General features: G+C 38.7%; 26 protein-coding genes. 17 read left to right on the top strand and 9 right to left on the bottom strand.

The window, feature by feature from the left end; translation table 11 throughout:
- Nucleotides 1–133: 133 nt before the first annotated feature.
- The 4 genes from AC25JC_RS00130 to AC25JC_RS00115 all read left to right on the top strand — a co-directional run bounded on the left by AC25JC_RS00130 (nt 134) and on the right by AC25JC_RS00115 (nt 5,787).
- Nucleotides 134–583, top strand: a complete 450-nt coding sequence (locus tag AC25JC_RS00130; protein WP_078188654.1) for a GNAT family N-acetyltransferase — start codon at nt 134–136, stop codon at nt 581–583.
- A gap of 173 nt (nt 584–756) precedes the next feature.
- Nucleotides 757–1,530 carry a COG4705 family protein gene (locus tag AC25JC_RS00125; protein WP_180165942.1) on the top strand — a complete coding sequence of 258 codons (774 nt, stop codon included), beginning with the start codon at nt 757–759 and terminating at the stop codon, nt 1,528–1,530.
- Nucleotides 1,531–1,671: 141 nt separating this feature from the next.
- Complete coding sequence (locus AC25JC_RS00120) at nt 1,672–4,611, top strand: insulinase family protein (RefSeq protein WP_180022829.1); 2,940 nt, start codon at nt 1,672–1,674, stop codon at nt 4,609–4,611.
- A gap of 18 nt (nt 4,612–4,629) precedes the next feature.
- The gene (locus AC25JC_RS00115; RefSeq protein ID WP_180034824.1) at nt 4,630–5,787 is read left to right on the top strand and encodes a phospholipase A; all 1,158 of its coding nucleotides are present in this window, start codon (nt 4,630–4,632) and stop codon (nt 5,785–5,787) included.
- Between the two features lie 65 nt (nt 5,788–5,852).
- On the opposite strand, the gene AC25JC_RS00110 is transcribed toward AC25JC_RS00115, so the two are convergent.
- From AC25JC_RS00110 to ilvA, 4 genes are all read right to left on the bottom strand, one after another.
- Complete coding sequence (locus AC25JC_RS00110; RefSeq protein WP_168378596.1) at nt 5,853–7,190, bottom strand: TrkH family potassium uptake protein; 1,338 nt, start codon at nt 7,188–7,190, stop codon at nt 5,853–5,855.
- A gap of 52 nt (nt 7,191–7,242) precedes the next feature.
- On the bottom strand, nt 7,243–7,902 hold the full coding sequence (locus AC25JC_RS00105) for a potassium channel family protein (RefSeq protein WP_078188649.1): 660 nt from the start codon (nt 7,900–7,902) through the stop codon (nt 7,243–7,245).
- 104 nt (nt 7,903–8,006) lie between these two features.
- The gene (locus AC25JC_RS00100) at nt 8,007–8,495 is read right to left on the bottom strand and encodes a hypothetical protein (protein ID WP_180115739.1); all 489 of its coding nucleotides are present in this window, start codon (nt 8,493–8,495) and stop codon (nt 8,007–8,009) included.
- A gap of 173 nt (nt 8,496–8,668) precedes the next feature.
- A complete protein-coding gene (gene ilvA, locus AC25JC_RS00095; protein WP_180023764.1) occupies nt 8,669–10,207 on the bottom strand; it encodes a threonine ammonia-lyase, biosynthetic in 1,539 nt (512 codons plus the stop codon).
- 107 nt (nt 10,208–10,314) lie between these two features.
- Between ilvA and rpiA the strand changes: the two genes are divergently transcribed.
- The 9 genes from rpiA to AC25JC_RS00050 all read left to right on the top strand — a co-directional run bounded on the left by rpiA (nt 10,315) and on the right by AC25JC_RS00050 (nt 17,892).
- Entirely contained in the window at nt 10,315–10,986 is a 672-nt protein-coding gene (rpiA, locus tag AC25JC_RS00090) for a ribose-5-phosphate isomerase RpiA (protein ID WP_078188646.1), read from the top strand.
- A 125-nt stretch (nt 10,987–11,111) separates the two neighbouring features.
- The gene (locus tag AC25JC_RS00085) at nt 11,112–11,789 is read left to right on the top strand and encodes a YgjP family zinc-dependent metalloprotease (protein ID WP_180115738.1); all 678 of its coding nucleotides are present in this window, start codon (nt 11,112–11,114) and stop codon (nt 11,787–11,789) included.
- A 145-nt stretch (nt 11,790–11,934) separates the two neighbouring features.
- Nucleotides 11,935–12,294, top strand: a complete 360-nt coding sequence (locus AC25JC_RS00080) for a hypothetical protein (protein ID WP_486923224.1) — start codon at nt 11,935–11,937, stop codon at nt 12,292–12,294.
- Nucleotides 12,275–12,673, top strand: coding sequence for a PDZ domain-containing protein (locus AC25JC_RS00075; RefSeq protein WP_486923223.1), 399 nt, complete (start codon nt 12,275–12,277; stop codon nt 12,671–12,673). The genes AC25JC_RS00080 and AC25JC_RS00075 overlap by 20 nt, the downstream gene beginning before the upstream one ends.
- 191 nt (nt 12,674–12,864) lie before the next feature.
- Nucleotides 12,865–13,911, top strand: coding sequence for an N-acetyl-gamma-glutamyl-phosphate reductase (argC, locus tag AC25JC_RS00070; protein ID WP_180115736.1), 1,047 nt, complete (start codon nt 12,865–12,867; stop codon nt 13,909–13,911).
- 79 nt (nt 13,912–13,990) lie between these two features.
- Nucleotides 13,991–14,740, top strand: a complete 750-nt coding sequence (locus AC25JC_RS00065; RefSeq protein WP_486923222.1) for a DUF6776 family protein — start codon at nt 13,991–13,993, stop codon at nt 14,738–14,740.
- Between the two features lie 18 nt (nt 14,741–14,758).
- Nucleotides 14,759–15,172: an ATP-dependent Clp protease adapter ClpS gene (clpS, locus tag AC25JC_RS00060; protein ID WP_180115734.1), complete on the top strand. Its 414-nt coding sequence runs from the start codon at nt 14,759–14,761 to the stop codon at nt 15,170–15,172.
- A 12-nt stretch (nt 15,173–15,184) separates the two neighbouring features.
- Nucleotides 15,185–17,461, top strand: coding sequence for an ATP-dependent Clp protease ATP-binding subunit ClpA (gene clpA, locus AC25JC_RS00055; protein WP_180005564.1), 2,277 nt, complete (start codon nt 15,185–15,187; stop codon nt 17,459–17,461).
- Between the two features lie 77 nt (nt 17,462–17,538).
- Nucleotides 17,539–17,892, top strand: coding sequence for a YnfA family protein (locus tag AC25JC_RS00050; RefSeq protein ID WP_111883867.1), 354 nt, complete (start codon nt 17,539–17,541; stop codon nt 17,890–17,892).
- Nucleotides 17,893–17,939: 47 nt separating this feature from the next.
- On the opposite strand, the gene AC25JC_RS00045 is transcribed toward AC25JC_RS00050, so the two are convergent.
- The 3 genes from AC25JC_RS00045 to AC25JC_RS00035 all read right to left on the bottom strand — a co-directional run bounded on the left by AC25JC_RS00045 (nt 17,940) and on the right by AC25JC_RS00035 (nt 20,193).
- Complete coding sequence (locus tag AC25JC_RS00045) at nt 17,940–18,416, bottom strand: hypothetical protein (RefSeq protein ID WP_486923221.1); 477 nt, start codon at nt 18,414–18,416, stop codon at nt 17,940–17,942.
- A gap of 90 nt (nt 18,417–18,506) precedes the next feature.
- The gene (gene argF / locus AC25JC_RS00040) at nt 18,507–19,427 is read right to left on the bottom strand and encodes an ornithine carbamoyltransferase (protein ID WP_078193464.1); all 921 of its coding nucleotides are present in this window, start codon (nt 19,425–19,427) and stop codon (nt 18,507–18,509) included.
- Between the two features lie 112 nt (nt 19,428–19,539).
- Nucleotides 19,540–20,193 carry a TetR/AcrR family transcriptional regulator gene (locus AC25JC_RS00035; protein WP_078188637.1) on the bottom strand — a complete coding sequence of 218 codons (654 nt, stop codon included), beginning with the start codon at nt 20,191–20,193 and terminating at the stop codon, nt 19,540–19,542.
- A gap of 239 nt (nt 20,194–20,432) precedes the next feature.
- On the opposite strand from AC25JC_RS00035, the gene prpB reads away from it, so the two are divergent.
- Both prpB and prpC read left to right on the top strand, forming a co-directional pair.
- Nucleotides 20,433–21,317: a methylisocitrate lyase gene (gene prpB / locus AC25JC_RS00030; RefSeq protein WP_486923220.1), complete on the top strand. Its 885-nt coding sequence runs from the start codon at nt 20,433–20,435 to the stop codon at nt 21,315–21,317.
- A 2-nt stretch (nt 21,318–21,319) separates the two neighbouring features.
- Nucleotides 21,320–22,456, top strand: coding sequence for a bifunctional 2-methylcitrate synthase/citrate synthase (gene prpC, locus AC25JC_RS00025; RefSeq protein WP_111883699.1), 1,137 nt, complete (start codon nt 21,320–21,322; stop codon nt 22,454–22,456).
- 65 nt (nt 22,457–22,521) lie between these two features.
- Here the strand turns inward: prpC and AC25JC_RS00020 are convergent, their stop codons facing one another.
- Nucleotides 22,522–23,139, bottom strand: a complete 618-nt coding sequence (locus tag AC25JC_RS00020) for an aminotransferase (RefSeq protein WP_180115732.1) — start codon at nt 23,137–23,139, stop codon at nt 22,522–22,524.
- Between the two features lie 78 nt (nt 23,140–23,217).
- Nucleotides 23,218–23,694: a CinA family protein gene (locus tag AC25JC_RS00015; RefSeq protein ID WP_168379808.1), complete on the bottom strand. Its 477-nt coding sequence runs from the start codon at nt 23,692–23,694 to the stop codon at nt 23,218–23,220.
- Between the two features lie 236 nt (nt 23,695–23,930).
- Between AC25JC_RS00015 and AC25JC_RS00010 the strand changes: the two genes are divergently transcribed.
- A complete protein-coding gene (locus AC25JC_RS00010) occupies nt 23,931–24,161 on the top strand; it encodes a hypothetical protein (protein ID WP_078190858.1) in 231 nt (76 codons plus the stop codon).
- 1,193 nt (nt 24,162–25,354) lie between these two features.
- On the top strand, nt 25,355–25,564 hold the full coding sequence (locus tag AC25JC_RS00005) for a cold-shock protein (RefSeq protein ID WP_111883693.1): 210 nt from the start codon (nt 25,355–25,357) through the stop codon (nt 25,562–25,564).
- Nucleotides 25,565–25,862 lie beyond the last annotated feature (298 nt).

Here is a 25,862-nt window from a genome sequence, read left to right as displayed (position 1 = left end):
TTAGTTGCCGTTTTAATCAGCTTTGCTATTGTGCAAATCGAAAAATTTTACTTTTATAGAGCTATAGGGTGTTCAGACTGAATCAAGATGATTTGGTCATCATAAATAGATAACAGATTAAAAGTGTGAATATATGGAAATTACGATTCGTCCAGCAGAGCAACTTCCTGCTCAAATCGAAAATATTGCTGCTTTGGCGCAGCATGAAGGCTATACATTTATACACCGTTTAATTGAAGAATATCAAAGTGGTAAAAATCGTTTTGACCAAACGGGTGAGCAATTATTGCTTGCTTATGATGGCGATAAATTGATTGCTTGTGGCGGTTTAAATCAGCAATGGGGTGATACTGGTGTAGAAGAACGGATTGGTCGAGTTCGCCGTTTCTATGTGCATCCGCAGTACCGTCAGCATGGCGTGGGTAAGCAGCTATTGGTGGAATTGGAAAAGGGTGCGAAAAAGCATTTTTCTGCACTGTGCTTAAATACAGAACTTAAAAATGCTGCAAAATTCTATCAAAAGCAGAATTATGTCTATGTTGAAAGTCATCCAAATTATAATTATTTTAAATATCTAGTTTAGTTTTAAATCCACAAATAGACAGTAAATGTAGTTAATGAAGCATTCGATATCGGGTGCTTTTTTTATTTGGTAATTCTAAAAAAGAGTGCGTTATTTTAAGCAAAATTTTAAGCAAAAATTCATTTCAGTTATCGAAGATATAAGCATCAAAATAACTGCATAGAGTAATGCATATGCATATGCAAGTGCATGAACTACAAGACTACGTTAAAAAAGTCCCCCAGATTACCGCGCTGTTTTGGTTGACCAAAATTTTTGCGACCACCTTTGGTGAAACCAGTGGTGATGCACTGTCCATGTCCTTAAATTTGGGCTATTTACTCAGTACCTTTATTTTCGCAGGCATATTTATCAGTCTGCTGTATTTTCAAATACAGTCCAAAGCCTATAAACCTTATTTATATTGGGCCACGATTATTGCTAGTACTACGGTCGGTACGACTTTAGCGGATTTTGTAGATCGTTCTTTAGGGATTGGCTACTTGGGGGGTAGTTTGCTGTTACTGAGTTTGGTGCTCGTATCGCTTTTTAGTTGGTATCGAGTCGAAGGCTCGATCAATCCAAGCGTGGTGAATTTGCCGCGAACACAGATCTTTTATTGGTTGACGATTACATTTTCTCAAACGCTAGGTACAGCTTTGGGGGACTGGACTTCCGATAGTGCAGGATTAGGCTATAGCGGTGGTATATGGCTATTTGGTGGTCTAATCGTATTGATGGCGTTGTTGTATTTTTTTAGTCGGGTCTCAAAGACGATTTTATTTTGGGCTACTTTTGTTTTGACACGTCCATTGGGCGCAGTTGTCGGCGATTTTTTAGATAAGCCCATCAGTTCAGGTGGATTGGATCTAAGTCGCTTTATGGCTTCTTTTGTATTGTTATTGGCGATTGTGATTTGCGTCTATTGGTCAACACGAAATGATAGGCAATCCATAAAATCTGTCTAAATGTTTTAGTGCGAAAACAAGTGATTTTTAAAATTAAAGTTCAAGTTGATTAAAACAGTTGGAAATGTTGTTTCGGTGAATCTAGTTGTGATTTTTTAAGGTATACTTTGCCTAATTTAAATGAATAGATTAGGAGCACACATGACTGTAGATGTCACTGAAACCATTTCTCAAACTGTACATCCCGCGTTTCAGTTGATTCGTCAACATCATGTTGAAGCTTTAGACATTTTAGTGTCTGAATATAAACACAAAGTGACTGGTGCAGTGCATTATCACTTAGCCACAAACCATGACGAAAACGTATTTTTAGTTGCCTTCCGTACACAGCCGATGGATTCAAAAGGTGAGGCGCATATTCTTGAGCATACGGCACTGTGTGGCTCAGAAAAGTTCCCTGTACGTGACCCATTCTTTTTAATGATTCGCCGTTCACTCAATACGTTCATGAATGCGTTTACCGCAGCGGATTGGACGGCTTATCCATTTGCAACGCAAAATAAAAAAGATTTCCAAAACTTGTTAGAAGTTTATATGGATGCTGCTTTTGCTGCGAATTTGAACCCGCTTGATTTTGCGCAAGAAGGGATTCGTATTGAGCTAGAAAATGGCGAAGCTGTATATAAAGGCGTGGTATTTAATGAAATGAAAGGTGCAATGAGTTCACCTTCAGATCAGTTGTATCACCAACTTGCCCATCATTTATTCCCAGAAACAACTTATCATTACAACTCAGGCGGTGATCCTAAAGACATTCCTGACTTAAGCTATGAAGAGTTAGTAAGTTTCTACAAATCACATTATCACCCAAGTAATGCCGTGTTCATGACCTTTGGTAATGAGCCTGCATATAATTTACAAGAACAGTTTGAAACGCTTGCTTTGTCAAAATTTGAAAAAGGTCAAACGCTATATTCAAAACCTGAGCGCCGCTTAACTGCGCCTGTAACTGTAACTGAAACGTATGCAGTTGATGCTGAAGACCTCAAAGACAAAACATATCATGTGCTTTCTTGGTTATTGCCTGAAGCAAGTAATATTAAATTACGTTTAGGTATGCGTTTGGTTGAGGGGGTATTGCTTGAAGATTCTGCTTCGCCATTACGTCATTACTTAGAAACCTGTGGTTATGCACAGTCTACTGGTCCATTCATGGGCGTAGATGACTCAAACTATGAAATGACGTTCTACTGTGCAATTCAAGGTTCCAACCCTGAGCATGCAGAACAATTTAAAAATGGCGTGTTTAAAGTATTAGAAGACGTTGCGGCTAAGCCTGTTGATCCAGCTTTAGTTGAGGCGATTTTACATCAGATTGAATTGCATCAGCGTGAAATCAATGGTGATGGTACACCCTATGGCCTAAGCTTAATTCTGAATGGTTTAAGCAGTGCGATTCACCATTCAGACCCTGTAGATGTTTGGGATGTGGATACGGCCATTGAACAAGTGAAGGAAGAGTTGAAAGACCCAATGTGGTTATCTAACTTAATCAAAACCTACTTGCTTGATAATCAACATCGTGTGCAATTAACTTTGGTTCCAGATGCTGAAAAAAATGCTTTGGAAGCGGCAGCAGAAAAAGCACGTTTAAAAGAAATAGATGCGAACTTAACTGAAGCGCAAAAAGCAGAGATTATTGCGCAGACTGAAGCATTGAACATTCGTCAAGATACGCCGGATGATTTGAATCTCTTGCCTAAAGTAGGTTTAGAAGATGTTCCTGCGCAGTTACAGATTGTACAAGGTCAATTACGTGAAATTATCAGTAATGGATTAGATACGCCGTTAAATCTTTACCACGCAGGCACCAATGGTCTCTACTACCAACAAGTTTTGATTCAGATTCCTGATGAAGTGGTGCAATCGCCGTATTTCAATCTCTTATCGATTTTGATGGGTGAAGTTGGTGCAGGTGAATACGACTACTTAGAGCTACAACAGTTGCAAACAGCTGTGAGTGGCGGTTTAGGTATGGGTGCATCGCTGCGTTCAAAAGTGGATGATAAAGGTCAAATTAGTGCTTGGCTAACGTTGACCACTAAATCATTGGTGAATAATCTTGAAGCCATTCGCTTATTGAAATTGGCTTTTGAACAGCTACGTTTTGATGAAAAAAATCGTATCGTAGAGTTATTGCAACAACGTAAAGCACGTTGGCAGTCACGTGTATCTGGTTCTGGTCATAGTTATGCAATGCAAATTGCAGGTCGTCAACATAGTGCATTGGCGCTACGTGATTATCATAATACAGGCCTAGGCGCGCTGAACTGGCTGTCAGAACTTGTCAGCAAAATTGAGCAAGACGACACGGCTTATAATGCCTTGATTGATGAGCTTAAGTTAATTCACAACCGTTTGCTTAAAGCACCAAAACAATTCTTGGTGGTGTGTGAGGAGCATCATTCAGACCGATTGGTTGAAGAAGTTCAAACCATTTGGGATAAAGTGGCGATTGATGATAACCCACATGCTTTAACTCAAGTGAATTTTGCAGATAGCAACAATGACGAAGCTTGGCTCATTCAAGCCAATGTTCAGTTCTGCGCTTCAGCATATCCTGCGGTGGAAGTGTCGCATCCTGATGCAGCACCTTTAATGATTTTGGCGGCTTATTTGCGTAATGGCTTCTTGCATAGCGCGATTCGTGAAAAAGGTGGTGCTTATGGTGGCGGAGCAAGCTATGACGGTAATGCATGTTCATTCCGTTTCTATAGCTACCGTGACCCACGTTTAGCTGAAACGTTTAAAGATTTTGACGCAAGTGTGCAGTGGCTACTGAATGCTGAACAACAACCGCATCAGCTAGAAGAAGCGATTTTGGGTCTAATTGCTAGCATGGATAAACCGGGATCACCAGCGGGTGAAGCTATTACAGCTTGTTATGCTTTATTGCATAAACGCACTCCAGCTTTCCGTCAAATGTTACGTGAACGTCTTTTGAATGTGACTTTGGAAGATCTAAAACGTGTTGCTGTGGCGTATTTGGTTGAACAACAACCGACAAAAGCTGTGGTTGCACCGGTGGCTAAGCGAGATGCTTTGGTTGAGCTTGGTTTCGAAATAAAACAAGTGAATTAAAACAAAAAAGGGGTTTTTATGGCGTTCAAATCTCTTGAGCGTACGACATTGCAACTGAGCCTCATTGCGCTCAGTTCAATGTATGTCAGTACTGTAAATGCACAAAATGCGGATGTGGCTGCTAAGCCTGCAACCGCAGAAGCATGTGTGGCACTTGAGTCAAATGCAGAGCGATTATCGTGTTATGACGCTTTGTTTAAAGTGCAACCTGCTGAAAAGGAAATGTTGGTCTCTGAGCGTCAAGCCGCACAAGAAATTAAGCCTGAACCGACAGAGAAGCTGACTTTGAAAGAAAAAGTCAGTCATGCGTTTACGGACCGTTTATTTGCTGTAGAAGCACCGAACCTCAATCCAAATCTTTCATTATTGGATAGTCGTTGGGAACTGTCTCCAGAAAGTAAATTGGGAACATGGAATATTCGCGGCTATCAACCTGTGTATTTAATGCCGGGATACTGGACTTCAGATAAAAATGAACGTCCATCAAGCCCGAATGAAAACAACACGGTACAAGCCGATCAGGAACAAAACCTGAAATCGATGGAAGCCAAGTTCCAATTGTCATTAAAAACCAAAGCTGTTGAAAACTTATTTGGTGATAATGGCGATATCTGGTTGGGCTATACCCAGTCTTCTCGTTGGCAAGTCTACAATGAAGACGAATCACGACCATTCCGTGAAACCAACTATGAGCCTGAAGCCAGTCTGGTTTTTCGTACCAACTATGAACTCTTGGGTTTGAACTGGCGTATGCTGGGCTTAACTTTTAACCATCAGTCTAATGGACGTTCTGATCCCTTATCGCGGAGTTGGAACCGTGTCATGTTAAATCTTGGATTTGAACGTGACAATTTTGCACTGATGTTAAGACCTTGGTATCGTTTTGAAGAAGATACTAAAGATGATAACAACCCAGATATTACCGATTATGTGGGACGTGGGGATTTAACAGCATTTTATCGTCATAAAGATCATGACTTTAGTTTGATGTTACGTCATTCATTGAAAGGTGGTGATGATTCACATGGTGCTGTGCAGTTCGATTGGACTTTCCCAATCAATGGTAAATTGCGTGGCACAGTTCAATTGTTTGATGGCTATGGTGAAAGCCTGATTGACTATAACCATCGGGCAACCTATGTCGGTGTTGGTGTGTCATTAATGAATTGGTTCTAAAGATTCGAATTTAAAAAAAACCACGCTAAGGCGTGGTTTTTTTTAACTGTGAGAAAATGTACAAATCAACCAATCTGAATCTCAGAAGGTGGGTGTTTTAAGCGACTCTTCTTCGGTGTGGCAATCAGATAAGCCAGTGTTAAGGGGCCAAGTCGGCCTGCGAACATCAACAACATCAGGGCGACTAAACTGGCGGGTTGTAAGTCACTGGTGATGCCACGAGATAGACCAACGGTGCAAGCAGCGGATACCGCTTCGAACAGCAAATCTAAAAAGCGTTTATCAGGTTCGAGAAGCAATAGACTGAAAAAGCCAATGAAAATCAACGTTACTGTAATGAAAATTACCGCTAATGCTTTAAAGGTCGTTTTTTCAGAAACAGAATGGTTAAACACACGCAGTTCGTCTTCACGTCTTAAAAAACTGACAACACTGAGCACAACAATAATAAACGTTCCAACTTTAATGCCACCGGCCGTACTGAGAGAACCACCACCAATAAACATAAGTAACATCGTTACGAGTGATGATGCATCGCTCATGCTTTCCATAGGTAAGCTGTTAAAACCCGAAGAGCGCGGAACAGTTGCATGGAACCACGCGTTGAGGGCTTGGTCACCAAGTGACATCGTGGCTAAGGTCGCAGCATTATTGGCTTCTAATAACCATATGGTGATGAAGGCAAAGACATTTAAACCCGCAATAGTCGATAAAATCAACTTGCTATTGGTACTGAGTTTTTTCCAACTTTTATTGCGCTTAATGTCCATCAGTACCAAAAAGCCAATACCCCCAATGATGTAAAGCATACTGATGGTAAACGTAATGAAATAACGGTCAGCAAAGCTCATTAAACTATTGGGAAATAATGAAAATCCACCATTATTAAATGCTGAAACACTATAAAAGGCAGCATAGAACAGGGCCTGGTTAAAATTGTATTCTTGCATCCAAGCGATGGTCAAAATAACCGTTCCCACCATTTCAAAAAATAGCGAATACAGCAGTACGCCTTTAATAGTCATGGTCACTTTGGCAAGGCTGGTTTGTCCAATGGTTTCTTGAGCCATAATTTGTTGTTTTAGCCCAATTTTAGGGGACAAACTCATAGCGGCCAATATCGCAAAGGTCATAAAACCGAGACCACCGCATTGTAGTAACCCCATAATCACGACTTTACCAAACACCGTATAGGCTTCGCCGACATTCACAACTGAAAGTCCTGTAATGGTCACGGCTGAGGTCGCTGTAAAGAGGGCATTGATCCAACTTAAATCACCATGATGTGAATAAGGGAGTTTTAACAGCAAGGTGCCAATGATAATTAGCCCAAGAAAACCCAATGCCAAAATACTGGGTGGGCTGAGATTAATGGTATTACGCTGTTTATTGTGAAGTTTCATGTTTTTTTACTGTCATCTTGCGTGATTATGTGCAAAAGGAACTCGACGCTGATTACAAAGTTGCTTTAAAGTGTTTAGCCAGTCGACGTAAATGTTCGAGTAAACCTTCAACCACTAAAATATCGCCTGTTTGTAAAATCAGGTTCGGATCTAAACTATATTGAAGCTCGGTGCCACGTTTATGCAAAATCGTCTTCACTTCTGGGACATGATCCATAATTTGATTTAAACGCGTGCCTTGTTGTGATTCTTTAATTTCAACTTTCACCAAATAATGATCATCTTCGAGCACCATGTAGCGACTCACCATCGGATAACTCAGTGACTGCGCAACACGGACGCCCATATCTTCTTCAGGATGGATGATTTTGCTGATGCCTAAATGGGTTAAAATCATGTGATGCGCTTTGGACTTGGCTTTGGCCCAAATTTTGTTGATCCCCATGTTTTTAAGATGGAGCACACATAAGATGCTGGCTTCAATATCTTCACCAATTGCGACTACGACTGCTTCACAATTTTGAATATTGAGTTCTTGTAAAACGTGCTCATCTGTTGCATCAGCAATCACTGCATGGGTCAGTTGGTCCGAAATACTTTCAACAAACTTTTTGTTGCTATCGATTCCAATGACATCGTGTTTTAAACCCATGAGTTCAGTGGCTACAGTTGCGCCAAAACTTCCTAAGCCAATCACAGCGAATTGAGCCATGCCGTATTCCTAAATTATTCTAAAGTTATTGAATATGTTGATGTTAGCTTGTTCAGCCTAGAGCGGCTATGAAAATTTACATAATCCATCTAAATAGAAAAGCTCTAATTTTTAATTTCTTCAGTGTTTTGATAGGCATAAAGTTCAGCAATATTGGGACAATTATCCATAACTTGTTGGTATTTAAAAATTTCATAACCTAATTTGTTTTTTAGAATGTATTGAAATTGATGCTGATCTTCTTTAATGACATTTAGGGTAGCTTTACGAACGAGCTCGGAATTGTTCTTTAAACGGTTTAAGCCATCGCATGAAAATTCACGGATAATGGCTTGAACAGATTCGGGAGCGGTTTGATCACTTAGCTCATCAAAGCGAATATATACAATGTAATTTGGATATTGATTCAACATTTCAGCCTGCGCGGTATAGCCGTAAATATTTTCTAGATTTTGCGTACGTGACTGATTTGGAATTTGTTTCATACTTTGACGAATCTTATCTTCCTCTTGCTTAAGTTGATAAGCCGGATATGCATAAAAATATCCACCTAAACCCACAATGGCGATCATAAATAAGGCATAAATATTCAATTTTAATTATCCATTTTGTTTTATTTTCAATGGATTATAGGGTATGGTGAATTTAACAACAATGACGGCGTTGATGAATTAAATTGATGAATATATTCATTTTGATGTAGAAAAGAATTGATGCAAATAAAAAAGCTGGAATCTAGATTCCAGCTCTTTTATAGAAGTCCTATTTATTTCAAGAAACGTTGATAACCGAGGTTATTGGTAATCTCAACATATGGATAGGTAATATTTTCCAATGTTTCAATTAAACCATCTGGGTTTTGTTTCGCATCTGTTGCTTCCATACCCACCAATACACGACCTTCCGCAGCACCGTGGTTACGGTAGTGGAATAGGGTGATGTTATGTGTAGGTCCAAGACGTTCTAAGAAAGTCAGTAGTGCGCCCGGACGTTCAGGGAATTCCACGCGGAATAGGCGTTCATTTTCAATATCGGCATGACCGCCAATTAAATAACGGATATGCAGTTTAGCCACCTCATCATCAGAAAGATCGTCTACATCGTATTGGAATTTTAAGGTTTCAAAAATTTCCTGACGTTCTTTTTCGCCATTTTTGAGACTGATACCCACAAATACTTGAGCGGCACTTGAGTTGCTTGCGCGGTAGTTAAACTCAGTGATGTTACGGCCTTGTAGCGCGCGGCAGAATTGGAGGAATGAACCTTTTTCTTCTGGAATTGTCACAGCAAAGATCGCTTCTTTGCGTTCACCCAGTTCAGTACGTTCCGCAATGTAGCGCAGACGGTCAAAGTTCATATTGGCGCCGCATACAATCGACACCATATTTTTGCCTTCTAGACCATGCTCTGCAACATACTTCTTGATACCTGCAAGCGCCATTGCACCAGATGGTTCAACAATGCTACGGCATTCATCAAAGGTATCCTTAATGGCTGCACAGATTTCATCTGTATTTACCAGTACAACTTCACGCTCAACAATTGGGCCTGAGTTATCTGATTTTTGTAGCTGAATCACTTCAAATGGTTTTTCACCAATTTGTGCAACTGCTGTACCGTCGGCAAATAAACCTACAGATGGAAGAATGACACGTTCATTAGCTTCAAAGGCTGCTTTTAAACATGCTGATTCGTCATATTCAACAGGAATGACTTTAACATGCGGTGCCACATCACCAAGATAAGCAGCTACACCGGCAATTAGACCGCCACCGCCAACAGCAACAAATACATAGTCTACATCACGCCATTGACGCAAAATTTCGTTGGCAATGGTTCCTTGACCGGCCATAACGAGTTCGTCGTCATAAGGTGGAATAAAGGTCATACCTTCATCTTTTGCACATTGGATTGCATATTTATTGGCTACGTCAAAAGAATCACCATGCAGAACTACTTCACCGCCTAAGCGTTTAACCGCTTGTACTTTAATGTCTGGTGTGGTTTTAGGCATAACAATAATGGCGCGGATACCTAACTTTTTACCAGATAAAGCCACGCCTTGAGCATGGTTACCTGCAGAAGCAGTAATAACGCCACGTTCCAACTGAGATTTCGGTAATTGACTAATACGGTTGTAGGCACCGCGTAGCTTGAAAGAAAAGACAGGTTGTAAATCTTCGCGCTTAAAGCGAATGTTATTGTTTAGTTTTTCACTAATTCGTGGCGCTGCTTCGAGTGGGGTTTCGATTGCAACGTCATAGACCGTTGCCTGTAATATTTGTCGAACCAAACGAGACAGCATGTTAATTTTCCATCTAACAGTTTAAAATAGGGGTTTATTGTAACAAACCCCTGTACATTTGGGCTGAAAAATCAGCGTCTAATGTCAAAAAATAGTTGAGCCAAGTTATGAGTCTGTATGCAACCCAAGATGAAAAGAAACAAGCTGCCGCAAAAGCTGCGTTAAAGCATTTGCCAAAGGGCGGTATTTTGGGTGTTGGTACAGGAAGTACTGTGAACTTCCTCATCGAATTATTGCCAGAGCTTCAACTCGAAGCTGCTGTTGCAAGTTCTGAAGCAACTGCACAACGTTTGAAAAAATTAGGCATTGAAGTGGTTGATATGAACCACGTTGGAGGTTTAGATGCCTATGTAGATGGCGCGGATGAAATCGACCGTCATATGCACATGATTAAAGGCGGCGGCGCAGCGTTGACTCGTGAAAAAATCGTGGCGTCTATTGCGAAAAAATTCGTTTGTATCGTAGATGATTCTAAATGGGTTGATCAGTTGGCACGTGAATTTCCGCTTCCTGTAGAAGTGATTCCAATGGCACGTTCTGCTGTGGCACGTAAAATCGTTTCTTTAGGCGGCGATCCTGTGTACCGTGAAGGCGTAGTAACAGATAACGGTAATGTAATTTTAGACGTACACAACTTAAATATCCTAAATGCATTGGAACTTGAAAAGACTTTGAATGACATTCCAGGTGTAGTGTGTAACGGTATCTTTGCATTAAACAAAGCGGATATTGCTGTTGTTGCGACCGATAACGGTATTGAAGAGCGTACTGCTGTTTAACGAGTTTTATAAAATCCCCCTAAATCCCCCTTTGATAAAGGGGGACTTTTCACCTGAATTTATTTAGGTGATTTTCCCTCCTTTGTAAAAGGAGGGTTAGGGAGGATTTAAAATTAATAAAAAATATGATCCCAAACCTTCCTGAAATTCAAATCACCCGAAAATTACGTGCCACACGCTTAAGGCTGCGTGTAGAACCAACTCAAATTAAATTAACGGTTCCCCAGTTTTGTACACAGCGCCAAGTTCAAGATTTTCTTAAACAATCGGAACAATGGATGATTGAGACATGGCAGAAGCAGCAGGAAAAAACAGGGCAGATTGATAAAACGCTACCAGTAGAATTAAAACTATTCAATTTAGAGCAGCCTCTAAGCATTGTTTATAAAGTACAAAAAAACTCATTCATCTTAGATGAAGAAAAGCATCAGCTTTTCATCAGTGTTCGGCAGCCTGAGCAATATTTAAAAAGCTTTGTGATTGCTTATGCCAAAGAGTATTTACCAATTTATTTAAAGCAAGTGAGCAGTGAAACAGGCTTGAAATATGGTGATTGCTCAATTCGTCAGCCCAAAACTCGCTGGGGCAGCTGTTCTGCAAAGCATGACATTATGTTGAATAGTGGGCTGGTACTTTTTCCGTTGGAAATCACGCGTTATGTGGCTGTACATGAGTTAGCGCATACTAAGCACTTTGATCATAGTCTAAATTTTTGGGCTGAAGTGCAAAAGCATGATATAAATTTTCAGCAGCATCGAAAAATACTAAAAATGACGGCAATGCCTTGGTGGTGGAATATTTGAAGGTTGAAATCTAGAAACTTATGTGTTGTGCTTGTTTTTAAACAAAAAGTTTCTTTTATCTAATAATGATTGAATATATCAGGATTTTTTATTTATATATTTAGTTTAAAGAGAAAATTAAATATAAAAGAGAGCAATGAGAGTGATGAAGCTATTAGGATCTTGTGGTGCTTTGATATTGGTTTGTAGCTTTAATTTTGTTTGTGCTGAGGATTACAGCGGGAAAAATGTACAAAGGTTGAATCCAAAGATTTATAAAGTAGATGATTTAGAAGAAAAGACACTTGAAATGCTAGAAGAAGGATATGTGCCTATATCTACTGAAAAATTAATTGATTATTCCTATAGTAGAAGTATGAGGGATATTCGACAAAAAGCTTTACTTCATGGCTCAGCTATTGCGGTTTTTAGTAGTGAATCTTTAGGCAGTAAGGTTGTTTATGATACCCGTATGCATCAGCCAGAGGCTGCAAGAATTTCTGGTGGTGATAGGGGGGAAATATGATGTCAATAATTTAAATAATATACCGGTAGGCACGATAGAAAGCAGACCAGCCCGATACCAATCTTTAAGTGATCAGTTAAATGTCGTTTATTTTTACAAATTTAATTCAATAACAGGTATTTATCCTACTGAATTATCCCAAAGGGATAAAATTTATAATAGTATTCAATCAGGTGTTATCGCTAAAGTGGTTAAGCTGGGTTCTCCTGCTGAAAATATGATAATGTCGCAAGATATCATTTTAAAAATGAATGATGAAAATATTAATGATGTCAGTGCATTTGTTGAAAGTTCAAACTATTTAAGAGGAAACACGGTAAAGTTTGAAATTTTAAGAAAAGGACAGAAAATACCTGTAGAAATTAGTTTGAAACAGTAATAGTTGCTACAAACAGGGCAGTTGCACCTTTCATCCAACGTAAGTTTAGTTCTTTCTGAAAATATGTTTTCTCTTAACCTGATAAAAAATATCTGTATTGCAATAAACCCTAGTAAAACAGTTCAGAAATCCTAAACTTCCTGTCATACTACGCAGTCATCAAATGGATACTTTGAATAGAGGTAAAGAGCGTGATTTCAGTAGGTATTGTCGGCGGTACAGGTTACACAGGTGTTGAATTACTGCGTATTTTACTGCGACACCCAAATGCGGAAGTGAAAGTTTTAACTTCGCGTACTGAAAATGGCCGCCGTGTGGATGATATGTTCCCAAGTTTGCGTGGACATACAGACCTTTGCTATTCAGATCTAAATATTGAAGAACTAAAACAATGTGACGTTATATTCTTTGCTACGCCTCACGGTGTAGCAATGAAACACGCAGAAGAGTTAGTTGCTGCAAATACTAAAGTGATTGACCTTGCTGCTGACTTCCGCTTGCAAGACTTAGCTCAATTTGAGAAATGGTATGGCCTAGACCATGCATGTCCAGAGCTATTAAAAGAGTCAGTTTATGGTTTGTCTGAATTAAACCGTGAAAAAATTCAAAAGGCTTCAGTGATTGGTAACCCAGGTTGTTACCCAACAACTGTTCAGCTCGGTTTAGCACCAGTATTAAAAGCTGAAGGATTAGTGAAACCTGAAAGCATTATTATTGATGCAAAATCAGGTGTGTCTGGTGCAGGTCGTAAAGCCAGCCTAGGTATGATCTATTCTGAAAATGCAGATAACTTTAAGGCATATGGAGTTGCAGGTCACCGTCATCATCCTGAAATTGTAGAAGCTTTAGAAAATATTTCAGGTCAAAAAGGTGTGTTTAACGAAATTTTATTCGTACCGCATTTGGTACCAATGATTCGTGGCATGCTCAGCACTATCTATATTGATTTGACAGACGCAGGTGCTTCTGCGGATTTACAAAGCATATATGAACAGTTCTATGCCAATGAGCAGTTTGTAGATGTTATGCCTGCAGGTAGCTCACCTGAAACACGTACTGTGCGTGGTGCGAACCAATTACGTATTGCGATTTGCAAACCTCAGCCGAAAAAATTAGTGATTTTGGTTGCTCAAGACAACTTGGTGAAAGGTGCAGCAGGTCAAGCCGTACAAAATATGAACTTGATGTTTAGTTTTGCTGAAAATGCAGGACTTCAAGGCATTGGTTTATTACCATAAGAAACGATTTAAAACTTCACACACATTTAAAACTGGATTTAAATGTGTGCCTTGAGTGAACTAAAAATAAGAGATGACGATGTCGAATACAGAATCTAATTTCAAGTCAGAACCTGAAAACAGTGAAAAAACGCCTTTTATGAAGACGAATATGCCACTGGCGATTGGTGCAGTTGTACTTGCATTGAGCAGCGGTTTTCTCGGATATAGTATCGGTCATCGTCAGGGCTTAACTGTGGTCGGATATGATGCAGATGCAGAGCAACTGGTTGATGTGGTGCAAAAGCAAAAAAATGAATTAGCAGGCCTGAATAAAAGTTTGAATGCGGCAATTCAAGAGCGTGATGTCGCTGTAAGTAATTCAAATGATTTATATTTGGCTGTTAAAAAAGCACGTGATGATCAAGAATTAACCGGTAATTTGGGTGTTTTGTATCGTGAAGTATTGCGCCAACGTGGTGGTATGCCGCTTGCAGTACAACATTTAGCGATTAAACCGTTACCTGAAAATGCGTATGAATACCAACTTGATCTCGTTCAAGTAAGTCCGTCAAAAAGTAATGTGTCTGGAAGTGTTGAGCTGCGTCTAATTAAGGGTACAGAAGTACTTGCAGTGCCTTTAGAAGACAAAAACTTTAACTTTAGCGAAAGTGAGCGACTCACTGGACGTTGGACCATGCCAAAAGGCTTTAGTCCAGACTTTATTGAAGTGCGTTTAAGCGGTTCTAAACCCGTTATTCGCCGTTTTAGCTGGTCGAAAGGTCAGCCTGTTGAAAATCAATCTGCCTTCCTTTCAGAAATTCCTCAAACTGAAGCAAGTGCAAACTAAGTGTGAAACCTAAATCCTATGCGAACCAATAAGCGTCAAACGTGTTTATCTGACATTAAAAATTCATTTTACCAATCTGGTTTAGTGGACTGGCATCTAAACTCGACTCTCAGTCAAGGTATGCAGGATGATGGTGATTCAGACATTCAAGTATTGACTGCGCCACCTGAGTTAAAGCGTCCTCCTATGTATGCTGTCGTTTTAATGAACGATGATTACACCCCAATGGACTTTGTAATTGAAATTTTACAACAATACTTTGCTTTGAATCTTGACCAAGCCACTCAAGTAATGCTAACTGTACATTATGAAGGAAAGGGTGTTGCAGGGGTTTATCCGCGAGACATCGCAGAGACTAAAGCAAATCAGGTCAATAATTACGCTCGGTCGCAAAGTCATCCATTACTTTGTCAGATTGAGCCAAAAGATTAATAAGGGGATTACATGCTCAGTCGTCAATTAGAAGTATCACTACGTTTGGCTGTCAGCATGGCTCGTCAAAAGAGACATGAATTTTTGACGGTAGAACATTTATTATTGGCTTTACTGGATAATGATTCCGCTGTTAATGCATTGAAAGCATGTGGCGCAGACATTATTGTGCTTCGCAAAGAACTTGAAGAATACGTAGAACAACATACCCCTAAGCTTGGCGAAAATAGCGATCAAGCGCCACATCCTACAGAAAGTTTTGATCGTATTTTGCAGCGTGCAATTTTCCATGTGCAATCGAGTGGTAATGACCGCACTGTAGAAGGTGCAGACATTTTAGTTGCGATGTATTCAGAGCGTGATTCATTTGCGGTGTATTTACTTAAACGCCATCAAATCAACCGTTTGACATTAACGCAGTATTTGTCACATGGCACACGTAAAGATGAAGTCCAAGCCGAAGAAGAAATTGAAGAGCTCGATGGTGAAAATACTACGTCTTCAAATTCTGGCCCATTAGAGCTTTATACGACCAATCTCAATGTTGAAGCTCAAAAAGGCAAAACAGATCCACTGATTGGTCGTGAAAAAGAGATTGAACGTACAGCTCAAATTCTATGCCGACGCCGTAAAAATAACCCTCTTTTGGTGGGTGATCCGGGTGTAGGTAAAACTTCGATTGCTGAAGGTTTGGCTTGGCTCATTGTAAATGGCAAAGCTCCTAAACCGCTTGAAAATGCAGAAGTATTTAGTTTAGACATTGGTGCTTTAGTTGCAGGAACTAAATACCGTGGTGATTTTGAAAAGCGTTTAAAACAACTGTTAAATGCATTGAAGAAAAAGCCCGAAGCTATTTTATTTATTGATGAAATTCATATGATCATCGGTGCAGGCTCAAGTATGGGCAGCACGATGGATGCATCAAACCTCATCAAACCAGCTTTGGCGAATGGTACTTTACGTTGTATCGGTTCAACGACTTTCCAAGAATACCGTCAAGTTTTTGAAAAAGATCATGCATTATCTCGTCGTTTCCAAAAAATTGATGTCAATGAACCATCTATTTCAGAAACGATTGATATTCTGCGTGGCTTAAAAGGCAAATTTGAAGAATTCCATCATGTGAAATACGAAGATCAAGCGTTGGTTTCTGCGGTAGAACTATCTGCGAAATTTATCAATGATCGTTTCTTGCCTGATAAAGCCATTGATGTGATTGATGAAGCTGGTGCGCAGCGTCGTTTAAAAGCTGAGCAAGATGATACGGTCATTTCAGTTGAAAACATTGAAGATATCGTTTCGAAAATTGCGCGTATTCCACCGAAAACTGTGTCTAAAGATGACAAGAGCGTCCTTGAAAATCTTGAGCGTGATCTGAAACGTGTGGTGTTCGGTCAGGATGAAGCGATTGAAGCGCTTGCATCTGCGATTAAATTATCTCGTGCAGGTCTAAAAGCACCAGATAAGCCAGTGGGTAATTTTGTCTTTGCTGGTCCTACAGGTGTGGGTAAAACTGAAGTCACTAAGCAATTGGCGAAATTGTTAGGCGTTGAACTTGTACGTTTCGATATGTCGGAATACATGGAACGTCATGCCGTATCTCGTTTAATTGGTGCGCCTCCGGGTTATGTAGGTTTTGATCAAGGTGGTTTGTTGACCGACGCGATTCATAAAAATCCGCATTGCGTACTTTTACTAGACGAAATTGAGAAAGCACATCCAGATGTCTTTAATTTGTTACTTCAAATTATGGATCATGGTTCATTAACGGACAACAATGGTCGTAAGTCTGACTTCCGTAACGTCGTGTTAGTGCTGACTACCAATATTGGTGCAGAATCAATTTCACGTGTGAGCATTGGTTTCATGGATCAAGATAACAGTAATGATAACCAAGACGCGATGAAAAAAGCCTTCTCTCCGGAGTTCCGTAACCGCTTAGATGGTGTTATTCAATTTAAAGCATTGCCAACAACTGTCATTGAAAGTGTGGTTGATAAGTTTTTAACAGAGCTTCAGGCACAGTTAGATGACAAAAAAGTGGTTCTTGAGGTTGACCAAGATGCACGCGAATGGATGGCAGAGCAAGGATACGATCGCTTGATGGGCGCTCGTCCAATGCAGCGTTTAATTCAAGAGCATTTGAAGAAACCTCTTGCTGAAATGATTTTGTTTGGCGAGCTTGCGGAACATGGTGGTAATGTTGGTGTTTCAGTGAAGAAAGAAAATGGCAAAGCTGTGGGCTTAAAACTCGAAGTGTTTGAAGACCAAACCGCTGAACCTGCTTAAGTAATTTAATTAACGAAAAACCCGTGCTTGCACGGGTTTTTTATATTTATTCGACGCTAGATTTGGGTTTCTCAATGATGGACATACCATTAACAAAAGTGCTGACCACATTTGGTTTATTTGCACTGACAGCACTGATGGAAATTTTAGGCTGTTACTTCCCATATTTGATTTTAAATCAGCAAAAATCGCAGTGGTTATGGATTCCAACAGCGCTTGCATTGGCTGCATTTGTTTGGTTATTGACGTTGCATCCAGCAGCTTCGGGTCGTATCTATGCAGCCTATGGCGGAATCTACATTTTCTCTGCATTGCTGTGGTTGCGTTTTGTCGATCACGTAGTTCTAACACGTTGGGATATGCTAGGTGGCGTCATTGTGTTGGTGGGCGCAGCTGTGATTGTATTACAGCCTCAAGGTTTAATTCGTTAAGTTAAACAATGCAAAAGTTAAACCAAGAGCTGTAAGAAATTAGATATTTATTTAAATTTGCACTCTGTATTTTTAATGATAATTTCGTATTGATTGCTACCCGAGCTTAGATCCATTTCAATTTTATATGGATTAACACGTTGAAATTGATGCTCGAATAGTAATTCACAGTTTTGGAGTGAATTATGCTTGATGAGTTGCTTCACCTTATGTTCACCGACTGATTGTTCAAATTGCGCAAAATCAGGGGTGGTGATAATACCATCAATTTCAATCTTATCTGCTGAAACTTCCATTTTTTCCATCAACATATTCTGATCAACTTGATAGGGAAGAGTGCGTGAATCTTCATCACTAATGGCAGCGAGTATTTCGTTTAAACCTGTTTTATTTTTAATTTTAAAATTGCTATCTAAAATCTGATTTTTCACCAAGTATTGATCTAATTCACTTGGTTCACCAGCAAAGCTAAAAGTAGATAAGCTCAATCCAAGAGCCAATAAGCAAATATTTTTTAAACACATAATCTTAATCACTTATAAAAGTTATGGTTTTATTAAAGCATGCAAAAACAAAAAAAGCACCCGAAGGTGCTTTTTTATCTAAGTAAAACCTTAGTCTTTTTTAAGATTTTCGTTAATTAAAAATTCTACAAGTGCTTTTTGTGCATGTAAGCGATTTTCAGCTTCATCCCAAACCACAGCATTTTTGTGGTCAAGCATATTTTCAGAAATTTCTTCGCCACGATGCGCAGGTAAGCAGTGCATAAATAGGCAGTCAGCGTGAGCAAGATCCATCAGGCGTTCATTCACTTGATAATCAGCAAACGCTTTTTCACGAATTTTTTGCTCTTCTTCTTGGCCCATACTTGCCCAAACATCTGTAACGATTAAATCTGCATTAACTGCAGCATCTTCGGCAGAATCAACAAGTTCCACACAGTGTGCAAATTCAGATAGAAATTCTGCTTTAGGTTCATAGCCCTTAGGTGCAGCGATTTTTAATTTAAAGCCCCACATATGAGCAGCTTCAATATATGAGTTACACATATTGTTGCCATCACCAATCCAAGCAACCGTTTTACCTTCAATAGAACCACGGTGTTCAACGAATGTTTGAACATCGGCAAGTAATTGGCAAGGGTGGTGATCATCTGTTAATGCATTGATGACAGGAACTTTTGAATAAGAAGCAAAACGTTCAACAATGTCATGACCAAAAGTACGAATCATCACAATATCAAGCATGCTTGAAATCACGCGTGCAGAATCTTCTACTGGCTCGCCACGCCCTAATTGAGAGTCGCGAGATGAAAGGAAAATTGCACTACCACCAAATTGGCTCATTCCTGCTTCAAACGATACACGTGTACGGGTGCTCGATTTCTCAAAAATCATGCCCATGACTTTACCAACGAAAGGTTGGAAAACTTCATTGTTATGCTGTTTGCGCTTGAGTTCGATACCGCGCTGTACAATTTGATTAAGTTCTAAAGTCGATAAATCGCGTAAAGTTAGAAAGTGACGTAGAGCCATTGTTACTCCACAATAATTGCTGAATCAAAAAACAAAACAACAATTAGTTGTTGGTTGGTTAGAGAAAAAGGAATCGATTAATATACTATAAGAGAGGTAAAATGCAAAAAATCTAGCGCTTTTGGTGACCGTCTAGGAAACGATCGACGCAATAACTGATGTAATTGATGGTTTCTTGATCATTTTCATCAATGGTGATGCCCATGAGAACGCGCCATTCTAAATTTCGCAAAATTCCAAAATAAAATTGAGCCGAAAACAACGGGTTTTCACAATACAGCAAACCGTGTTGATGCGCTTGATTTAAAATTTCTGCAACGGTGTTCTGAATTTGTTTTGGGCCTTGCTCATGAATATAACGTGCTATTTCAGGATTACGTCCTGTTTGTTCTAAGACTAACCGCATAAATGCCGCATTTTCAGGCATCACGATATGCTGATGAAAGTCACTTAAAGTATTGATGAGATAAGCACGAATATCGGTGTCAGGGCTGACTGTAAATGGTAGGCAAATATCTTTGAAAAATAAGCAGCGACGATAGTCACAAATGGCCTTAAATAATCCGTCTTTATTACCAAAATATTTATAGATTGACGCTTTTGAACCACCCGCATGATTCACGATGTCATCTAATGAAACTGCATCAAACCCACGTTTTAAAAAAAGCTCCGTAGCACTTTCTAAAAGCGCAACACATCGTTCATGTCCGCGCCGCGTTTGTGGCTGGTCATGCGTTAAAGGTTCAATGTGTATTAAATCTTGCATAAAGTGATAATATTTAACAAAAAAAGGGCTGATTTGACGATAATTATAGCAAACAATTCAGTACTTTTCTGCTTTGCTCATAAATAAGAGATCTTTGACTAAAGAATAACAACAGATAGGTGACAAGTGAAATATTTGACTAAAGTTTTAGAGTTAATATTCTACAAAGCCATAGAGTTGGAAAAAAATATGGATATACTCAAACTTCGAAAATTAAAGTAAATGCCGTGGAAAGGAATATGACACAACAAACGTCTGCAGGCTTAAGATTTAGACAAGCATTGGAAATCGAAAAACCATTACAAATCATTGGCACAGTAAATGCCTATGCAGCAATGATGGCAAAAGAAGTTGGCTATAAAGCCATATATGTATCTGGTGCAGGTGTTGCGAACTATTCATATGGTTTACCTGACTTAGGCATGACCAGTTTAGACAATGTTTTGGAAGATGTTCGTCGTATTACTGAACGTGTAGATACGCCATTACTTGTCGATATCGATACAGGTTGGGGCGGTGCATTTAATATTGCCCGCAGTGTGAAGCAAATGATTGCAGCAGGTGCAGCAGCGGTTCATATCGAAGACCAAGTCGCACAAAAGCGTTGTGGTCACCGTCCGAACAAAGAAATCGTGTCACAACAAGAAATGGTTGACCGTATTAAAGCGGCTGTTGATGCAAAAACCGATTCAAACTTTGTGGTGATGGCGCGTACAGATGCATTACAAAAAGAAGGTTTGCAAGCAGTGATCGACCGTGCATGTGCCTGTGTAGAAGCAGGTGCAGATGCGATCTTTGCTGAAGCAATGACTGATATTACCATGTACAAAACTGTCTGCGATGCTGTTGGTGTCCCTGTACTGGCAAACATTACAGAGTTTGGTGATACCCCTTACTACACCAAAGAAGAACTAGGCGAGCAGGGTATTGCAATGGTGCTTTACCCATTATCACCAACACGTGCAATGCAAAAAGCGGCACTAGAAGTAATGCATGCGATCCGCAATGAAGGTACACAAGTCAATGTACTGGATAAAATGCAACAACGAAAAGAACTCTATCAATTCCTCGATTATCACACTTTTGAAAACACCTTAGATAAATTGTTCACTGAAGGAAAATAAAAATGGCTGAAGGAAAAGTACTCACGGGCGCAGGACTGCGCGGACAAGTAGCTGGTAAAACTGCATTGTCAACTGTAGGCAAAAGTGGTGCGGGCTTAACCTATCGTGGTTATGACGTTCAAGACTTGGCAGAAAACTGTCAGTTTGAAGAAGTCGCGTACCTGATTTTCTTTGGTGAATTACCAACAACAGAACAGCTTGCAGCATACAAAGCCAAACTCAAATCATTGCGTCAATTACCGCAGGCGTTGAAAGAGGTGTTAGAACGCATTCCTGCTGACTCGCACCCAATGGATGTGATGCGTACAGGCGTTTCAATGCTTGGAAATTTAGAAACTGAAAAATCGTTTGAAGAGCAACAAGATGTTGCAGACCGTATTTTGGCAACACTACCGGCAATCATCTGCTATTGGTACCGTTTCAGCCATGATGGCGTACGTGTAGAAGAAAACACTGATGATGATTCAATCGGCGCACAATTCCTACATTTACTGCGTGGTGAAAAACCAAATGAATTGCATGAGCAAGTGATGAACGTGTCACTGATTCTATATGCAGAGCATGAATTTAATGCCTCTACATTCACAGCGCGTGTATGTGCATCAACATTGTCTGATATGCATTCTTGTATTACAGGTGCAATTGGTTCACTTCGTGGTCCATTACATGGCGGTGCAAACGAAGCTGCAATGGAAATGATTGAAAACTGGACGTCTCCAGAAGAAGCTGAGCGTGAAATGTTGGGTAAACTTGAGCGTAAAGAAAAGATCATGGGCTTTGGTCATGCGATTTACAAAGATAACGATCCACGTAATGGCATTATTAAGAAATGGTCTGAACGCCTAGCAAAAGACGTCGGTGATACTGTACTTTATCCTGTATCAGTGCGCTGTGAAGAAGTGATGTGGCGTGAGAAGAAATTATTCTGTAATGCTGATTTCTTCCATGCATCTGCATATCATTTCATGGATATTGCAACTAAACTGTTTACGCCAATTTTCGTGATGTCGCGTGTAACAGGTTGGGCAGCACACGTGATGGAACAACGTGCGGACAATCGTATTATTCGCCCAAGTGCGGACTATACAGGTCCGGAATTACGTAAAGTTGTGCCGATTGCAGAGCGTTCTGCAGCATAATTTTAAAGTGGAATAAAAAAGCCTCTAAAGAGGCTTTTTTATTATTTGTTATTTAAGTTAATAATCTATTTGGTTAGTAAAACTGGATCTTCAACCCTATATCCTGTTTCAAATGGAATCCCTAGATATTTAACAGTCACTAAATAAAAGGGCTTTTGCATTACACGATAAGTTTTAGAGATTTTTAAACCTTCTTTATACGTCTCAGCCTTTTGTACAGCGCTTTTATACTGCGAATTTTTAACACGATATTGATAAGTCCATTTATCAATGGTTTCATTCGGGTCATACCATGATTTTGCAGTGCCATTCATGGTTGTTAATAACTGTATTCGAGCATTATTGTTATTTACTGGTGTTAATTTGACTAAACGTTTTTTTATTTTCGCGATTTCTTTATTAAACTGGGTACTGTCTTGATCGTAATCAATCCGTTTTGTCTTTGGATTAATATACAAAGACTTCACTGTAATTAATTGCGTCGGCTTTTGGCTATTTAATTGATAATAATATAATTGTGGTAAACGACCACGACCATCTTCAAAATGACGCATTAAATAGATTTTTTGGTCTTTTTTATCAAAACCTAAAACCTCAATGGTTTGAGGGCCGCCTACCGTCGCGAAAGCAGAGCAGGACAGTAGGGTGCTAATTGCGAATGCATTGAAATGACGTAGCTGCATTTTCTTGTCCTGATAAGTAAATTCCTCAATACAGTATGCGATGCAAAATGATATTTAAATATGAAGATTATGTATGTTTTATTCTGCATTTAAGATGTCTAATACACTGTGAGCAACATTTTCAGTTAACTGATCTAAGCGTTCTAAAGCCGTACCCAAAATAAAATAATGATAATTATAAATACGACCATCATGTAAAATTGAAATATAAAATGTTCCTTCGGGTTTTTCTACGGTTGCACTGCCACCGGGTTTGAGTAATCCAGTGCAGGCCACCACGAAGTCCGCATGTAAAAATAGTTGTTGTCCTTGCTCAGCCATCGCTTGAGTCACTTCTGCGGATTCGGCCGTAAATTTTTCTATTAGTAAAGGATCTACTTTTAAAATTTCACGTTTGATCGATGGATCATAGCTCACTAGTCCACCTAATAAGATATCTGCACCACTATTCTTATAAATTGAAAATTGACTACATAAATAACCAGAGCTTGCACTCTCGATAAACGCGATGGTCATGGATTTTTGTTCTAAAGCATCGCAACACTGTTTAAGCATGTGCTTACCCCAAAGTAGAATGATGAATGATCATTAGTATTCTTAAAATTTTAGCATTGATTTCGCTCGCCTGTAATTTCACTAAAAGTCTAAGTTGGTACTGTGTGTGTTGTGGAATTCACGAAAATAGCGTGATTGTTTAGAAGCTGTACGAAAATATGAAATAAAGGTTTCTTCGGAAGGAAAACGATGTTAAAACTTAAAATAAAGAGCGTAACAAAAGTAGGTTTATTTCAATGAAAACGACTGTTAAATATGTAGTATTAAAAAGCCTAGACTATCAATTGGGCACGCCACTTTTTCAAGAAGAATTAGACGCAGATAGCCTGTATTTTGATCAAATTCCGGCTGTAATTCAGTATCAAAATCATCAATTCAAAGTGAAAAGCAAAGAGTTAAAGCGTGTTTATTTGGCGGAAGAAAATGAAGACATGCAAACCATTATTGTGAAAGTACTTGCCGTTTAATTTCGATCAATTTGTAGTATTAAAAATACAGTTCTCATTGAGTTGGGAGCTGTTTTTTTTGTATTTGACAGACTCAAATTTATATATAAATCTAGATTTAAAGGAGATATGTATTTTTAATGACCGCTTGATCGTGTCGTCTTCGCTATTCGACTAACAGCTATTTAATCCCCCAGATATTATTTAGTATAATTTATCTGTTTTTTCATGGGGGGAAGAAATGATGGACTTATTTAAATTTCTAAAAAGCTTTAATACAACGGGCACTTATCTTTTAATTTCAACGATTTCGCTAGTTTGCTTAGTTGTGTATTTCTATTTTATTAATCCAAAATGATCTAAGTTGGTTACCAACATCTTTGGCTTTAAATAAAGATCTTAGTAAATAAAACTAAATAATTAATTTTTATATCAAAAATATTGATATAAAATTTTAGGTAAATTTAAAATAGAGCTGATGGTTTTAATTCATTTGTGTATGGGTAAAGCCAAAACGATAGCAAAGTTTTTCTATGCAAGATGTTATGGAAGAAGAAGCGCCACGTACGAAAGATTTTGGACGTAGGTTTGTTCATCTAGGAATTATATTGTGGAATAAGACCTTACCGGTAGGTTTGTGCAACAAAGCCTTTAACGATATAAAAACTTTAATTTTTTAAAATTGTAAAAAAATAACTTTTAAGACTTTTAGGTTATGTATTTTAATTAAACTTAACAATGGTTTAGCTAGATATTTAAAATGGATAAAATTAATATCTTTAATTTACATTAATTTTTTATTTTTTGAACTATTTCGCACTTTTTAAATTTATACAATTTAGTTAGATTTATAGAACAACAATTCTAAATCGAGCAATCAAAATGCCCAATCTATATGATCATCATGTTTTAAGGCAGATCTATGATTTTATAGTCGAACGGGAAGGATTCGAAAAATTAACACCCTATAACCAAGCTATGGAGTTTTTCAAAGAACTTTCTCAAGGAGATCAATCGGACGTCATACAAACGGAGCCAAATATCCTTTATGGAAAATTTGGGAGCATATCTAAAATCAATCTTAAATTAGTACCCTTATTTCGAGAAAAGGATAAGTTCTTAAAATGGGCTTATGAGCAACTAAACTAACTAAATAACTTACTAAGTATTACTAAAGAGTATGAAATAACAAACTCAAACATTAGGAATAAAAAATGACTAACAATGCCAGTGGTATAGTGAAATGGTTCAATGAAGGTAAGGGATTTGGATTTATACAATCTGATAGTAGTGAAGATTTATTTGCACACTACAGTGAAATAAACATGAGCGGCTATAAAGCACTTAAAGAAGGCCAGCGTGTACAATTTGAAATTACTCAAGGAAAAAAAGGCCGACAAGCTAGCAATATCACAGTTATGTAAGGCAACTGTGTTGGGTTGCTAACCGCAGTTAATAAACATAAAAATTTAGCCGTAAAAATTTTTTTGAGCTTTGTGCACATGGGTACAAGCTTCAAAATACTTATTACAATATTTTTCTTTAGTTTAATCGTTATTTGCTTTGTAGTTCATACGGAAAACAAGGAAATAAGGTTAAGTGAAATGAAACGATTGGTTAAATAATAGACTTCTTTCATAATTCATTTTTTGCTCAGCTCTAAATTATAGATTCCCGCAATTAAATTGAATCTTAAGCCCAGTCTTTTTCCTCGATTACGAT

The organism is Acinetobacter sp. P37, from assembly GCF_057480965.1.
Note: the sequence above shows the minus strand (reverse complement) of the source record. Positions and strands in the feature narration are given on the sequence as shown.